The 16111-nt window shown below is 66.2% G+C and carries 10 protein-coding genes; 8 read left to right on the forward strand and 2 right to left on the reverse strand.

Annotated elements, in window-relative coordinates:
• Positions 1 to 68 precede the first annotated feature (68 nt).
• Positions 69 to 821: a sulfite exporter TauE/SafE family protein gene (locus ACSMEV_RS03695; protein ID WP_459207302.1), complete on the forward strand. Its 753-nt coding sequence runs from the start codon at positions 69 to 71 to the stop codon at positions 819 to 821.
• 112 nt (positions 822 to 933) lie between these two features.
• Here the strand turns inward: ACSMEV_RS03695 and ACSMEV_RS03700 are convergent, their stop codons facing one another.
• Together ACSMEV_RS03700 and ACSMEV_RS03705 are read right to left on the reverse strand one after the other, a co-directional pair.
• Positions 934 to 2994 carry a TonB-dependent siderophore receptor gene (locus ACSMEV_RS03700; protein ID WP_459208287.1) on the reverse strand — a complete coding sequence of 687 codons (2061 nt, stop codon included), beginning with the start codon at positions 2992 to 2994 and terminating at the stop codon, positions 934 to 936.
• 226 nt (positions 2995 to 3220) lie between these two features.
• A complete protein-coding gene (locus ACSMEV_RS03705; RefSeq protein ID WP_459207303.1) occupies positions 3221 to 4234 on the reverse strand; it encodes an alpha/beta hydrolase family protein in 1014 nt (337 codons plus the stop codon).
• A 749-nt stretch (positions 4235 to 4983) separates the two neighbouring features.
• On the opposite strand from ACSMEV_RS03705, the gene atzF reads away from it, so the two are divergent.
• The 7 genes from atzF (at position 4984) to urtD (ending at position 16109) form a co-directional block, all read left to right on the forward strand.
• On the forward strand, positions 4984 to 6804 hold the full coding sequence (gene atzF, locus ACSMEV_RS03710) for an allophanate hydrolase (RefSeq protein ID WP_459207304.1): 1821 nt from the start codon (positions 4984 to 4986) through the stop codon (positions 6802 to 6804).
• Between the two features lie 63 nt (positions 6805 to 6867).
• Complete coding sequence (gene uca, locus ACSMEV_RS03715) at positions 6868 to 10506, forward strand: urea carboxylase (RefSeq protein WP_459207305.1); 3639 nt, start codon at positions 6868 to 6870, stop codon at positions 10504 to 10506.
• 49 nt (positions 10507 to 10555) lie between these two features.
• Positions 10556 to 11278, forward strand: coding sequence for a GntR family transcriptional regulator (locus ACSMEV_RS03720; RefSeq protein WP_459207306.1), 723 nt, complete (start codon positions 10556 to 10558; stop codon positions 11276 to 11278).
• Positions 11279 to 11342: 64 nt separating this feature from the next.
• Entirely contained in the window at positions 11343 to 12608 is a 1266-nt protein-coding gene (urtA, locus tag ACSMEV_RS03725) for an urea ABC transporter substrate-binding protein (RefSeq protein WP_459207307.1), read from the forward strand.
• A gap of 74 nt (positions 12609 to 12682) precedes the next feature.
• A complete protein-coding gene (gene urtB / locus ACSMEV_RS03730) occupies positions 12683 to 14182 on the forward strand; it encodes an urea ABC transporter permease subunit UrtB (protein WP_459207308.1) in 1500 nt (499 codons plus the stop codon).
• Entirely contained in the window at positions 14182 to 15261 is a 1080-nt protein-coding gene (gene urtC, locus ACSMEV_RS03735) for an urea ABC transporter permease subunit UrtC (protein ID WP_459207309.1), read from the forward strand. Before urtB ends, urtC begins: the two co-directional genes overlap by 1 nt.
• Positions 15258 to 16109 (forward strand): urea ABC transporter ATP-binding protein UrtD, encoded by an 852-nt coding sequence (urtD, locus tag ACSMEV_RS03740; RefSeq protein WP_459207310.1) that lies wholly within the window; start codon positions 15258 to 15260, stop codon positions 16107 to 16109. The genes urtC and urtD overlap by 4 nt, the downstream gene beginning before the upstream one ends.
• Positions 16110 to 16111: the final 2 nt, after the last annotated feature.

A 16111-nucleotide genomic window follows, 5' to 3' on the forward strand; every position in this document is an offset into this window, starting at 1 on the left:
CGTTCGTTTAGGGAAAACAGACCGCATCGGGCCGATGCCGGATCACTCACTACAGGAAGTTGCCTGCCATGGAAGAAGCGTTGTCGTTGGGTTGGTCGAGTTACGCCGTCATATTCGCAACGCTGCTGGGCGCCTACGTCATCTTCGGCATCGCCGGGTTCGGCTCCGCGCTGATCGCCAGCCCCGTGCTGGCGCTCTACATCCCCATCGCCAAGATCGTGCCGCTGCTGGCGCTGATGGACTTGTGCGCGGCCTGCATCAACGTCAGCCGCGACGGGCGCAAGGCCGATTGGCGCGAGCTGCGCCGGTTGGTGCCGATGATGGTGCTGGGCAGCCTGGTCGGCGCGGCGATCCTGCTCACGGCACGGCCCGAGAGCCTGTTGCTGGCCCTGGGGGTGTTCGTGGTCGGCTATGCCTTGTATTCGCTCAGCGGCCTCAAGCCGCAGCGCCGCTTCAGCCCGGCCACGGCCATTCCCTTCGGCGGGGTGGGCGGGGTGTTCAGCGCGTTGTTCGGCAGCGGCGGCTTCATCTATGCCATCTACCTGAGCGGGCGGCTCGACGGCAAAGAGGCCTTGCGCATCACCCAGACCACCTTGATCGGCCTCAGCACCCTGACCCGCGTGGTGCTTTTCGCGCTGGCGGGGGTGTATTTGGACACGTCGGTGCTGTGGCTGGCGCTGTTGCTGGCGCCGGGGATGGTGCTGGGCATTACCCTGGGGCGGCGGATGACCTTGAAGATGTCGCGCGAGCAGTTCCTCAAGGTGATCAACCTGGTGGTGCTGGGGTCGGGGGTGATGTTGATCGTACGGTACTTCGTCTGATCGCAGGCGCGGAGCCTCGCAAGGTGGCCTTGCCCTGCCCTGCGAGGGTCACCGCGACGGGCCGCAAAGAGCGGATGCCTGTCGGCACCGGCTCCCGCCGCGGCTTTGCCGATCAATACTTCCAGGTCACCGAGGCCGTCAGGTTGCGCGGCGCGCCGTAGCTGGCGGTGGTGGCGTTGTTGTACAGCGACAGCAGGTATTTGCGGTCGGTGAGGTTGTTCAGGTTCAGCGACGTGCTCCAGTGGCTGTCGATCTCGTAGCTGCTCATCAGGTCGACCAGGCCGTAGGCGTTCTGCGCGATGGCGCGGTCGTTGTCGTTCTCCACCTTGGTCTGCCAGCTGACCCGCGCACCGACCTTCATCTGCGGCAGGCTCGGCAGGCGGTAGGTGGCCATGGCGCGGAACGCATGGGCCGGTACGTACTTGCGGGCGCGGTCGCCGTCGTCGTTGTCGATGTGTACGTAGGTGTAGCCGGCGAGCAGGTCGATGCCGGGCGACACTTCGCCGGAGGCTTGCAGCTCGACGCCGTGGCTCTTGATGTCGCCTGGGATGGACAGGTTCTGAACGCCGTCATACACGGTGCTCACGACCACGTTGCGCTGCTCGGTCTTGAACAATGCGCCGGTCAGGTGCAGGCGCTGGTCCAGCACGCTGCCCTTGAGGCCGACTTCCATGCTCTTGCCTTCCAGCGGGTCGAGCAGGCGATGGTCCAGGCCCACCGCGTTGTACTGCGGGTTGTAGATCTGGGTCCAACTGCCGTAGACGCTCCAGGCTTCGTTCAGGTCGTAGACCAGGCCGGTGTAGGGCGTGACCTTGCCGTGTTCGCGGGTGGAGTGTGGGCTGTCGTAGCTGGTGCCGCTGCCATCGGCGCTGAGCATGCGCGCACCGGCGATCCAGTGCAGGTCGTCGGCCAGGCTGAAGCGTGCGCCGGCGAAGAGGCTCTTTTGCGTGTCCTGGAAGTTCTGCCCCAGCGCTTCGCTGGTGACGCCGAACGAGGGCATGGGCGTGGCCCCAGCCAGGATGCCCGAAAATGAAGTGTCGAAAGCGCTTCCGTGCTCAAGGTCCTCGTCGTACTCCTGGCCCTTCTGGTGAGTACGTCCGTAGGCCGCGCCGAAGGTCAGCTGGTGCTCGCGGCCGAACAGGCTAAACGGCCCCTGCACCTTGGCCTCCCCGAGCAGCTGATGCGCTTCGCTGCTGGTGTGGTTGCCGTAGGCACCTGCCACATCGTCGGTGACCGAGCCGACATACAACATGTTGGTGTTCTGCTTTTCCTCGATGCCAGTGGCCGTCAGAGTAGCGTTCCAGTCATTGCCGAAATCGTGCTTGAGCTCGACGAAGGCACGCTGCGTGTGCAGGTTCCAATACGTCCACGGCTGGCCGATGTTGCTGCTGCGGCCGCTGTAGTGGATCGGGTTGCCGCTGCTGTCGACCAGCGGCAGGTTGCCCCAGGTGCTGCCGTTGGCATCGCTGTTGTGCTGGGAGAAGCCAACGGTCACGGTGTCGGCATCGGACAGGTCGAAGGCCAGCAGACCCGCAGCGATGTTGCGCTCGTGGCTGTAGCGGTCCATCCACGAATTGCCCTTGTCGTGGGAATAGATGAAGCGGCCACGCACGTTGCCGCTGTCGGTCAAGGGGCCGGCGACATCGATGTCGACGCGGCGGCTGTCCCAGGAACCGACCGTGGTCTCGACCTGCGCCTGAAAGGTATCAGTGGGGCGCTTGCGCACGAAGTTGACGGTCGCCGAGGGGTTGCCCGCCCCGCTCATCAAGCCGTTGGCGCCGTGCAGCACGTCGATCTGCTCGTATTCGGCCAAGTCCTGCTCGCCCACCAGTACGCTACTGACGAAGGGCATGCCCACGCCGTCGTACTCGAAATTGTTGATGTCGAAACCGCGCGAGGTGAACTGTGTGCGGTCGGTCTCGGTTTGCTCGACGGTCACCGACGGCGCGGCGCGTAGGGCGTCCTTGATGCCGGTGATCTTGAAGTCGTCCAGTTCCTGGCGGGTGATGGTGGTCACGCCTTGGGGCGTCTGCCTGTCGGTCAGGCCGAGTTTGGTGGTGCTGGACGACGCCCTGCCCTCATACCCTTCGCTCGGGCCTTCGTCGCGGTTCTGGACGCTTTCGACCTGGATGGCGGGCAGCGTGAGGTCGTCGGCCGCGTGAACGACAGGCATGGCGCTGCACGCGCCGACGAATAGCAGGCGGGCAGGAAGAGGAGTTTTCAAGGCGGAGTCCTGGACAGGGCGAATGGAAATGGGAGGCGTTTCTATTGGGCCTGGGAAGCTACCTCAAATGGGAAAGTTTCTTGATAAATAATTTTTCATGTTCGCTGGTTTGAGCTCGCGGCATTACCGGCTGAAGAACGGCTTACTGGACGAATCGGCGGCGCCCCCTTGGGGCTCAGTGACCCATGAACACTTCGCGGGCCACTTCGGGTGCGGCGAACAGCCGGGTCGCGTCGTGGCCCACGCCGTCGATCTGCCATTGCCGGTGCCGGATGGGCAGCTGCCAGCGCCGCGCCAAGTCCGCCTCGTAACGCAGGTAGTTGAGCTGCCGCTCGACGCGGGTGCGGCCCTGAAGCTGTGCACCGCAGGCGCGGTCCATCACCCGGTCGTCGGGATGGTCGTCCAGGCGCCCGACCAGGTAGGTGACGTCGCGCGCGGCATAGCGCTGGAACACCTGCCGAGGGCTCAGGCCCTGGGACGTGAAGTAGTCGGGCGCGCCGTTCAGGCCGTAGCGGTACTGGTCGTAGTCCGGGCACGTCTGCCGGGAGGCGGTTTCGAAGCGCCCGCCTTGCCAGCGCGTGGCGTCCAGGTAGAGGTAGGACGACGGGCTGGACACCACGTAGCGCACGGCCAAGCCATGGCGCAACGCCCGGTCGCCGCTGCCGAGCAGGGCGTAACGCTGCATCAGTTGCCCCCCGGCCGAGTGGCCGATGAGCACGACCTCTTCGAGTACGGGAAAGCGTCGGCGATCGCCGAGGTAGGCCAGCAGGTCGTCGAGCACCGTGAAGCCGGCGATGCCGGTTCGGCCGCTCGACGAGGGCGTGCCGTGCATCCAGCGGTTCTTGGCCCAAAGCGGCATGGCGGGCGTGGCGGCCCGGTCGTTGGGTGTGAGGAATCGAGGCGCGAGGAGGAGCGTGTCGGCCGGGGTGAAGCCGGCGTTCTCGAGCAGCGTTCGACCACTGCGGTAGTAGGCGTCGGCATTGCGTTGCACGCCATGCACGATGACCACGGCTCGGCGCACGGGAAGGCTGGGGCGTTGCAGGTCTGCGTTCGCGAAGGCCTGTATTTCGTAGGGTGTCGGGGCGCCCAGGTGCAGGGTTTGCGGGGCGGCGAAGGCATGCGCGGTCAGCAGGCTGGTGAGCAGCACCAGGCAAACGCGTATGACGGTATGCATGGCGCGCGGAGGCATGGGGCTACCTGCTGCTGAGGGTGGGCCGAGGGTGCTTGCCACGTTGCCGGTGGCTCGGTTGGCACGGCGAGATGGATGACGCGCAGGATGGCAGCAAGCCGACTGCGAGCGCCAATGAAACCTGCTCTGCGGAACAGGCGTTCCCGTGGACGATTCCGGGTTAGTAGCCAAGTACCCCAGACGGCGATCCTGGTGTTGAGGCTGCCAGTTCGGCGCTCCGACTAGCCGCGATGAGAGCGGCTTCTGTGGGAGCGGCTTCTGTGGGAGCGGCCGGTTCGGCGCTCCGATCAGCCGCGATGGGCCGCAACGCGGCCCCAATCCAGGCGCCGCGTTCATCCTGTGGGATCCCAGCCAAGGCCATTGGGCCGGCGGTGCCGGCCATCGCGGCTAAAGCCGCTCCAACAGGACGCGCGTAACAGGAAGCGCGTATTTCAAGGGAGCGCACTGACCTGTGGGAGCGGCCGGTTCGGCGCTCCGATCAGCCGCGATGGGCCGCAGCGCGGCCCCGGTCCAGGCGCCGCGTTCGTCCTGTGGGACCCAGTAAAGGCCATTGGCCCTGCGGCCCTTCAGACACCTCGACGCGCTCACCAAATTGAGGCGCATGCCCCGACGATGTGCACGCCCGATAAGCCGGCGCGCGCGCATTCCACGAATAAATTCATTAACCCTCTGTTTAAATTGAACATTTCATAATTGGCCCAATGCTTGCTGAGTCGATTCCATATCTTGGATACAACATGGAATCCGCTATGCACATCGAACGATCACCCTCCTTTGGTTGGACGGTCAGTGAATGGGTCGCCGCCTATCGGAAGCAGTCGCTGACCCCGAACAGTCTGCTGGCGCTGCTGGACGCTTTCCCGAGTGACGACCGCGCCTGGATCAGCCTCGTGCAGCGCGAGCAATTGGCCGCACAACTGGCGGAACTGGAGCAGCGCCTCGCAGCCGTGGAAGGTGATCTCGACCGGCTGCCGTTGTATGGCGTGCCGTTCGCGATCAAGGACAACATCGATGCCGCAGGCTGGGCGACCACCGCCGCCTGCCCGGCCTACGCCTATGTCGCCGCGAGCGACGCGGCCGTGGTCGGCAAGCTGCGGGCCGCCGGGGCGATCCTGATGGGCAAGACCAACCTCGACCAGTTCGCCACCGGCCTGGTGGGCACACGCTCCCCCCATGGCGCCGTGCCCAACAGCTTCGACCCCGCCTACGTCAGCGGCGGGTCGAGCTCGGGCTCGGCGTCGGTCGTCGCGCGCGGGCTGGTGGCGTTTTCCCTGGGCACCGATACCGCAGGCTCCGGGCGTGTGCCCGCCGGCTTCAACAACATCGTGGGCCTCAAACCCACCAAGGGGCGGCTGTCCAACACCGGTCTGGTCCCGGCCTGCCGTACCGTCGACTGCATTTCGGTGTTCGCCCTGACCGTCGACGATGCGCAAACGGTGGCCGCCATCGCAGCCGGGTACGATGCGACGGATGCCTACTCGCGGCCCAATCCCAACACCGCACCGGTTGCCGTCGGCAACAAGATCCGCCTTGCGATCCCGGACACGCTGGAGTTCTTTGGCGACAGCCAGAACCAGGCGGTGTTCGAGCGGGCGCTGGCTACCTTCGAGGCGCTGGGCGCGGACATCACCCGCATCGACTTCACCCCCTTCCGTCAACTGGCCGAGCAGCTCTATTACGGCCCCTGGGTGGCCGAGCGCACCGTCGCGGTGGAAGACATGCTGGCCCGCGCCCCCGAGGCGATCGACCCCGTGGTGCGGGGCATCGTCGAAAACGGCCTCGCCTACACCGCGTGCGACGCGTACAAGGCCGAGTACCTGCGCGCCGAGCTGAGCCGCCGGATCAACGACAGCCTGGCAGGCTACGACGCGCTCCTGGTGCCGACCTCGCCGACCCTCCGCACCCTGGCGGAAATGGCCGTGGAGCCGGTGCTGTTCAACTCGCAGTTCGGCTACTACACCAACTTCACCAACCTGGCGGACCTCTCGGCGCTGGCGCTTCCGGCCGGCCTGCGCAGCGATGGCTTGCCCGCCGGCATTACGCTGATCGCGCCCGCCTGGCACGACCTGGCGCTGGCCGACGTGGGCAAGCGCTGGCAGGCCCACCTGAACCTGCCGCTCGGCGCAACCGGCCGGGCTTTGCCCGCGCCCACGCACGCCACAGCGGCCCAAGCGCCAGGCAGCGTGCGCGTTGCCGTGGTCGGAGCCCACCTCACCGGCATGCCGCTGAACTTCCAACTGACGACACGCAATGCGGTGCTTGTCGAACAGACCCTCACGGCCGACCACTACCGTCTCCATGCCCTGCCCGGCACCGTGCCGCCCAAGCCGGGCCTGGCGCGTGCGGACAGCGGCCGCCCGATCGTCGTCGAACTCTGGGACATACCCATGGCGCGTTTCGGCGAATTCGTGGCCGAGATCCCCGCCCCGCTGGGTATCGGCAACCTGACCCTGGCCGACGGCCGCACGGTGAAAGGCTTCATCTGCGAGCCCTGGGCACTGCCCGGTGCCCTCGACATCACCGACTTCGGCGGCTGGCGCGCCTACATCGCCAGTTTGCAGAACGCCTGACCACGCGCCTCCCGGCAATCGGGAGGGCAACCCCGCCATTCGCGCCACTACAGGGAGCGCAGCATGTTCCAGACCGTCCTGATCGCCAATCGCGGTGAAATCGCCGTGCGTGCCATTCGTACCCTCAAGACGCTGGGGGTCAAAGCCGTCGCCGTCTATTCCGAGCCGGACCGCAATGCCGCGCATGTGCTGATGGCCGATGTCGCCGTCGCCCTAGAGGGCGAAAAAGCGGCGGACAGCTACCTGCGAATCGACAAGATCCTTGCCGCCGCCAGGCAAACCGGCGCCCAGGCGATATACCCCGGCTATGGCTTCCTGTCGGAGAGCGCGGAGTTCGCCGACGCGTGCGAAGCGGCCGGCATCGCCTTCATCGGCCCGACGGCCGAGCAGATCCGCGAGTTCGGCCTCAAGCACCGAGCCCGGGAGCTGGCCGCGGCGGCAGGCGTGCCGATGACGCCGGGCACCGCCCTGCTGGACAGCCTGGAGCAGGCCTTGCAGGAAGCCGAACGCATCGGCTACCCGGTGATGCTCAAGAGCACGGCGGGCGGCGGCGGCATCGGCCTGACCCGCTGCGACGACGCCGCCAGCCTGCGCGAGGCCTACGACGGCGTGAAGCGCATGGGCGAGCAGTTCTTCCGCGATTCGGGTGTGTTCCTCGAGCGTTTCATCGATCGCGCACGGCACATCGAAGTGCAGGTGTTCGGCGACGGCAAAGGCCGCGTCGTGGCCCTGGGCGAGCGCGACTGCTCCTTGCAGCGGCGCAACCAGAAGGTGGTCGAAGAGACGCCGGCTCCGCACCTGCCGGCCGCCACCCGCGAAGCGCTGCACCGAGCGGCGGTGAAACTGGGCGAGTCGGTGCGCTACCGCAGCGCCGGTACCATGGAGTTCATCTACGACGGTGCCTGTGACGCCTTCTACTTCCTGGAAGTGAATACCCGCTTGCAGGTCGAGCACCCGGTGACGGAAATGGTCACGGGCCTGGACCTGATCGAGTGCATGCTGCGGGTCGGTGCCGGCGACGCCCTCGATTGGACTGCGATGGAACGGGCGCCGCAAGGCTGCGCCATCGAAGTCCGTATCTATGCGGAAGACCCGCTGAAGAACTTCCAGCCCAGCCCGGGCGTGTTGACCGAAGTGTTCTTCCCCGACGATGTGCGCGTCGATGGGTGGGTGAGCACAGGTACCGAAGTGTCGGCGTTCTACGACCCGATGATCGCCAAGCTGATCGTGCATGGCGAGAGCCGGGAACAGGCGATCGCCAAGCTGCAGGCGGCCCTCGGCGCGACGCGCTTGCACGGCATCGCCAGCAACCTCGACTACCTGCGGCAGATCGTTGCCGAGCCGCGCTTCCTGGCCGGTCAAGTCTGGACGCGGATGCTCGACGACTGCGCGTTCAAGGCAAGCGTCATCGAGGTGCTCGAGCCTGGCACCTACAGCAGCGTGCAGGACTATCCCGGACGCCTGGGCTACTGGAGCATCGGCGTGCCGCCCTCCGGGCCGATGGACGACTACGCGTTCCGTCTCGGCAACCGCATCCTCGGCAACCACGAAAGTGCGGCCGGTCTGGAGTTCACGTTGCAAGGGCCGACCCTGCGCTTCCACTGCGATGCGGTGGTCGCGCTGACCGGTGCGCAGTGCCCGGCCGAGATCGACGGCGAAGCGGTGCCCTATTGGGCGCCGATCCACGTCACTGCAGGGCAGGTGCTCAAGCTCGGCCGTGCGCTGGATGGCTGCCGGACCTACCTGGCGGTGCGCAACGGGCTGGACGTGCCGGTCTACCTCGGCAGCCGCTCGACGTTCGCCCTGGGACAGTTCGGCGGGCATGCCGGGCGGACGCTGCGGCCTGCCGACATGCTGGCCATCTCGCAGCCCGATCTGCCGGCGTGCACCACCCCGGCGCCGGTCGGCGCACCCTGTGCGGCGCCTGCGCAGATGATCCCCGAATACGCCACGTCCTGGGACATCGCCGTGCTCTACGGCCCCCATGGCGCCCCGGACTTCTTCACCGCAGAATCCATCGACGCGTTCTTCGCCACCGAATGGGAGGTGCACTACAACTCCAACCGCCTGGGCGTACGGCTGTCCGGGCCCAAGCCCACCTGGGCGCGGATCGATGGCGGCGAGGCGGGCCTGCACCCGTCGAACGTGCATGACTGCGAGTACGCGATCGGCGCCATCAACTTCACCGGTGACTTCCCGGTGATCCTGGCCAAGGATGGCCCGAGCCTCGGTGGCTTCGTGTGCCCGGTCACCATCGCCAAGGCCGAGCTGTGGAAAGTGGGCCAGATCAAGCCGGGCGACAAGCTGCGTTTCCACCCCATCAGCTTCGAGCAGGCGCAACTGCTGGAACGGGCCCAGGCACAAAGCCTGGCCATGCTGGCGCCGGCCAAGGCCGACAGCCTACCGGTGCCGTCGCTCGTGCCAGGGGCGACTTCGTCGGCCACCGTGCTGGCGGAAATGGCCGCCGACGGCACCCGCCCACGCGTGGTCTATCGCCAGGCCGGCGACAACTATGTCCTGATGGAGTACGGCGACAACGTCCTCGACATCGCCTTGCGCCTGCGCATCCATGTGCTGATGGCGGCGCTCGAGGCCGATCCGCTGCCAGGCCTCGAAGAGCTGGCGCCTGGCGTGCGTTCCCTGCAACTGCGTTACGACAGCCGGGTACTGCACCAGCGCACGCTGATCGAGCGCCTGATCCAGCTCGAACACGAGTTGGGCGACGTCACGCGCCTGAAGGTGCCGACCCGGATCGTCCACCTGCCCATCGCCTTCGAGGACAGCTCGACCCTGAGCGCCGTCGAGCGCTACCGCGAAACCGTCTGCGCCGAAGCGCCGTGGTTACCCAACAACGTCGACTTCCTGCAACGAATCAATGGCCTGGACCATCGCGAGCAGGTCAAGGACATCGTCTGCCAGGCCAGCTATCTGATCCTGGGCTTGGGCGACGTGTACCTCGATGCGCCCTGTGCGGTGCCGCTCGACCCCCGCCACCGCCTGCTCAGCTCGAAGTACAACCCAGCCCGCACCCACACGGCCGAAGGCGCCGTGGGCATCGGTGGAATGTACATGTGCATCTACGGCATGGACTCGCCCGGTGGCTATCAATTGGTCGGGCGCACCTTGCCCATCTGGAACAAGTATTCGAAGAACGCCCAGTTCAAGGACGGCCAACCGTGGCTGCTGCACTTCTTCGACCAGGTGAAGTTCTACCCGGTCGAGGAAGACGAACTCAACGCCTTCCGTGAGGCGTTCCGCGAAGGGCGAGCGCAGATTCGGATCGAGGAGACGGATTTCGATTTCGCCGAATACACCCAGTTCCTCGCGGCCAACGCGTCCAGCATCGCCGACTTCCAGTCGCGGCAGAAGCAGGCCTACGAAGCGGAGGTCGAGCGCTGGAAGGAGGCCGGCATCGGGCAGCCGCTGGCCCTCGCCGAGACGGCGGTGGCGCAGGCGCCGGAGCATGCCGGGCAGCGTGTCTGCGCCGACCTCAATGGCAACGTCTGGAAAGTCCTGGTGGAGCCAGGGCAAGCGGTCGAGGCCGGGGAAAAGCTCGTCGTCATCGAGGCGATGAAGATGGAGCTCGCGGTGGTGGCGCCCGTCGCCGGCACGGTGGCGGCGATCGGTTGCGTGCCCGGCAGGCCGGTGGTGCCGGGCGATGTCCTGGTCTACATCGACGCGCACGAAACGGCCGACGTTTGAACATGATCCGGACACGCCGCCGAGGCGTGTCCGCCACTGGGTAGCCGACATGCAGATTTCATCGCCGAACAGTAGCAAGGACCGCCCGGACAACCTGGTCGAGCGGATCTACCAGCAGCTCAAGAACGACATTTTCGAGTTCCGCCTCCTGCCGGGCGACCGCTTCAGCGAGGGCGCGGTCGCGCAGCGCATGGAGGTCAGCCGTACACCGGTACGCCAGGCGCTCTATCGACTGGAGCGCGAAGGTTATCTGGAGGTGTATTTCAGAAGCGGGTGGCAGGTCAGGCCCTTCGATTTCAACTACTTCGAAGAACTGTACGACGTGCGCATCGTGTTGGAACTGGCAGCCGTGGGCCGCCTGTGCCAGCTCGAAGCGCAAAGCCATCCGCTGCTGGAAGCGCTCAAGGCCACCTGGTTGGTCGCCGAAAGCGACCGCCTGGACGACAGCAAGACGGTCTCGGCGCTGGACGAGCGTTTCCACTGCGCGCTCGTCGAAGCGACGGGGAACGGCGAGATGGCGCGGCTGCATTACGAAGTCACCGAGAAGATCCGCATCATCCGGCGCCTCGACTTCACCCAGGAGCCGCGTATCGCCGCCACCTATGAAGAGCACGGACGCATCCTCAGCGCGATCCTGCAGCGCCGCACGGACAACGCGCAGCAGTTGCTCAAGGCCCACATCGAGGTCAGCAAGAAAGAAGTGCGCAAGATCACCCTCCACATGCTGCACGTCGCCCGGCAGCGGGCGCAGCTGAAGTCGGTGAACCCCTGAAGCGTCGATTCGACTGCCTAGATGTAGCCAAAAACAACACTTCCCAACGTATTGGAGCACCTGCATGAAACGTCGCAGTTTGATCAAAGCTTTCACGTTGTCCGCCTCGATCGCCGCCATGGGTCTGGCCTGGACCGTCCAGGCCGCCGAGACCATCAAGGTCGGCATCCTGCATTCGCTGTCCGGGACCATGGCGATTTCCGAGACCTCGCTCAAGGACATGGCGCTGATGACCATCGAGCAGATCAACGCCAAGGGCGGGGTCAACGGCAAGCTGCTGGAGCCGGTGGTGGTCGACCCGGCTTCGAACTGGCCGCTGTTCGCCGAGAAGAGCCGCCAGTTGCTGACCCAGGACAAGGTCGCAGTGGTGTTCGGCTGCTGGACGTCGGTGTCGCGCAAATCCGTGCTGCCGGTGTTCGAGGAACTCAATGGCCTGCTGTTCTACCCGGTGCAGTACGAGGGCGAAGAGATGTCGCCGAACGTGTTCTACACCGGCGCGGCGCCCAACCAGCAAGCGATCCCGGCGGTGGAATACCTGATGAGCGAGGAAGGCGGCGCGGCCAAGCGCTACTTCCTGCTCGGCACCGACTACGTCTATCCGCGCACCACCAACAAGATCCTGCGCGCCTTCCTGCATTCCAAAGGAGTGGCCGACAAGGACATCGAAGAGGTCTACACCCCGTTCGGCCATGCCGATTACCAGACCATCGTCGCCAACATCAAGAAGTTCTCCGCAGGCGGCAAGACCGCGGTCATCTCCACGGTCAACGGCGACTCCAACGTGCCCTTCTACAAGGAGCTGGCCAACCAGGGCCTGAAGGCCACCGACGTCCCGGTGGTGGCCTTCTCCGTAGGTGAAGAAGAATTGCGCGGCATCGACACCAAACCGCTGGTGGGCCACCTGGCCGCCTGGAACTACTTCGAATCGGTGGAGAACCCGGTCAACACCCGGTTCGTCTCCGACTGGAAAGCCTACGCGCGGGCGAAGAACCTGCCGGGCGCCGACAAGGCGGTGACCAACGACCCGATGGAAGCCACCTACGTCGGCATCCACATGTGGGCCCAGGCCGCCGAGAAGGCGGGCAGCACCGATGTCGACAAGGTGCGCGAAGCCCTCGCCGGGCAGACCTTCGACGCGCCTTCGGGCTTCACCTTGACCATGGACAAGACCAACCACCACCTGCACAAGCCGGTGATGATCGGCGAGATCCAGGACGACGGGCAGTTCAACGTGGTCTGGCAAACCGAGCAGCCGCTGCGGGCGCAGCCGTGGAGCCCGTTCATTCCGGGCAACGACAAACGCCCCGACCATGCGGTGAAGGGCAACTGATCCCTGTAGCCCCCTCGCCTGCGAGGGGGCACTGGAGCGCATCACCCACCGTTACCCAAAAGGGACCCTGTTCCATGCCCAAGGCCCTCCATCGACTCCTGCTTTGCCTGTGCCTGTTGCTGCCTTGCGCTGCGCACGCCAGCGAAGCCGAATACTTCGCCGCCGCCAAGCCCAACGAGCAGGCCCGCCTGCTACAGGACTGGGCGGCGCTTCCCGACCCTGCCCGGCTGGCCCTGCTCGCCTCCCTGCAGCAAGGCCGCCTCGGCGCCGACGACAGCCGCAAGCTGCGCTTGAACAACCGCTTGCGCGGGCTGGTGGACAACGCCCTGGCCAGCCACCAGTTGCTCAGCGCCGATCCGGCCGTGCGCCTGCAAGCCGCCCAACAATTGCAGAAGAGCGCCCAACCGGCCCAGGTCGCGTTTATCGACCGCCAGTACGCCCAAGAGCGGGACGACGGCGTCCACGCCGCCCTCGGCCTGGCCCTGGCCAACCTGCAACTGGGCGCCGCCGAACCCTCCGTGCGTCTGGCTGCCGTGCGTCTGCTCGGCGAGACCGGCGACCCCATGGCCCGCACCCGCCTGCAAGCCCTGCTCGATCCGGCTGTGGAAAGCGACGCCGGCGTGCGCACCGCTGCGCAGACCAGCCTGACCCAGGTCGAGCGCAAGCTGCTGATCGGCGAAATCCTCGGCCAGGCCTTCAGCGGCCTCTCTCTGGGATCGATCCTGCTGCTGGCAGCCCTGGGCCTTGCCATCACCTTCGGCCTGCTCGGGGTGATCAACATGGCCCACGGCGAGATGCTGATGCTCGGCGCCTACACCACCTATGTGGTGCAGATCGCGGTCCAGCGCTACGCCCCCGGCGCGCTGGAGTTCTATCCGCTGTTGGCCCTGCCGGTGGCGTTCGCGGTCAGCGCCGGGGTCGGCATGGCCCTGGAACGCACGGTGATTCGCCACCTCTATGGCCGGCCGCTGGAAACCCTGCTCGCCACCTGGGGCATCAGCCTGATCCTGATCCAGGCCATCCGCCTGGCGTTCGGCGCGCAGAACGTCGAGGTGGCCAACCCGGCCTGGCTGTCCGGCGGCATCCAGGTGCTGCCGAACCTGGTACTGCCCTGGAGCCGCATCGTCATCATCGGCTTCGCCTTGTGCGTGGTGCTGCTGACCTGGCTGCTGCTCAACCGCACGCGCCTGGGCCTCAACGTCCGCGCGGTGACGCAGAACCGCAACATGGCCGCCTGCTGCGGTGTGCCGACCGGCCGCGTGGACATGCTCGCCTTCGGCCTCGGCTCGGGCATCGCCGGCCTCGGTGGCGTGGCCCTGAGCCAGATCGGCAACGTCGGGCCGGACCTCGGCCAGAGCTACATCATCGACTCTTTCCTGGTGGTGGTGCTCGGCGGCGTCGGGCAACTGGCCGGCAGCCTCTGGGCCGCCTTCGGCCTGGGCATCGCCAACAAGCTGCTGGAGCCGCAGATCGGTGCGGTGCTCGGCAAGATCCTCATCCTTGCGCTGATCATTCTGTTCATCCAGAAACGTCCGCAAGGCCTGTTCGCCCTCAAGGGACGGGTAATCGACTGATGAACCAGCCACTGCTTGTCACCGCTACGCAAAAGGCCGGCGCGAAACTGTCCCTGGCCATCGGCGCCATCGTCCTCGCCGCGCTGCTCGCCCTGCCGCTGCTCTCGCTGCTGCCGGACGACCATGCCCTGCACGTCTCGGCCTACACCCTGACCTTGGTCGGCAAGATCCTCTGCTACGCCATCGTCGCCCTGGCCCTGGACTTGGTCTGGGGCTACGCCGGCCTGCTGTCGCTCGGCCACGGCCTGTTCTTCGCCCTCGGTGGCTACGCCATGGGCATGTACCTGATGCGCGAAGCCGCCGGCGACGGCCTGCCGGCGTTCATGAGCTTCCTGTCGTGGAGCGAACTGCCCTGGTACTGGGCCGGCACCCAGCATTTCGCCTGGGCCCTGTGCCTGGCGGTGCTGGCGCCCGGGCTGCTGGCCCTGGTGTTCGGCTACTTCGCCTTCCGCTCGCGGATCAAGGGCGTGTATTTCTCGATCATGACCCAAGCCCTGACCTTCGCCGGGATGCTGCTGTTCTTCCGCAACGAAACCGGCTTTGGCGGCAACAACGGCTTCACCAACTTCCGCACCCTGCTGGGCTTCGACATCACCGCCCAGGGCACCCGCGCGGTGCTGTTCCTGCTGACGGTGGCCCTGCTGGTGGGCAGCCTGCTGCTTGGCTGGCGCCTGGCGCAAAGCAAGTTCGGACGGGTCCTGACCGCGCTGCGCGACGCCGAGAACCGGCTGATGTTCTGCGGCTACGACCCGCGTGGCTTCAAGCTGTTCGTCTGGGTGCTGAGCGCCGTGCTCTGCGGCCTGGCCGGGGCGCTGTACGTGCCGCAGGTGGGCATCATCAACCCCAGTGAGATGTCGCCGACCAATTCCATCGAAGCCGCCGTGTGGGTCGCCCTCGGTGGGCGCGGCACGCTGATCGGCCCGCTGCTCGGCGCCGGTCTGGTCAATGGCATGAAGAGCTGGTTCACCGTGGCGTTTCCCGAGTTCTGGCTGTTCTTCCTGGGCGCGCTGTTCATTCTGGTCACCCTGTACCTGCCCAGGGGCGTGGTCGGCCTGTTGAAGAAAAGGGGCGAACAATGAGGTTCCCGTCGGTCCATCCCGAATTCATGCTGGAGCCGATCATCGACGAAGGCCGTGGCCGCGACGCCATCGGACTCGGCCAGGTGGTCACCCCAGGCCTCGACGCCCGCCACGGCACGGTACTGACTCTGGAGGACATCAACGTCAGCTTCGACGGTTTCAAGGCCATCGACGGCCTGGACCTGTACATCGGCGTCGGCGAGCTGCGCTGCATCATCGGCCCCAACGGCGCCGGCAAGACCACCCTGATGGACGTGATCACCGGCAAGACCCGCCCCACCACTGGCAAGGCCTGGTTCGGCGACACCCTCGACCTGACCCGCATGAGCGAAGTGCAGATCGCCCAGGCCGGGATCGGCCGCAAGTTCCAGAAGCCTACGGTGTTCGAAGCGCTGACGGTGTTCGAGAACCTGGAGCTGGCGCAGAAGGCCGACAAGTCGGTATGGGCCTGCCTTGGCGCACGGCTCAGCGGCGAACAGCGCACGCGGATCGACGAAGTGCTGACCACCATCCGCCTGGAAGCCTCGCGCCATCGCCCGGCGGGGTTGCTGTCCCACGGGCAGAAGCAGTTTCTCGAAATCGGCATGCTGCTGATGCAGGACCCGCACCTGCTGCTGCTCGACGAGCCGGTGGCGGGCATGACCGACGCCGAAACCGAGTTCACCGCCGAGCTGTTCAAGCGCCTGGCCGGCAAGCACTCGCTGATGGTGGTGGAGCATGACATGGGCTTCGTCGGCAGCATCGCCGACCAGGTCACCGTGCTGCACCAGGGCAGTGTGCTGGCGCAGGGGTCGCTGGCGCAGGTGCAGGCCGATGAACGGGTGATCGAGGTCTATCTGGGGCGATGAGG

The organism is Pseudomonas sp. MLB6B, from assembly GCF_054508135.1.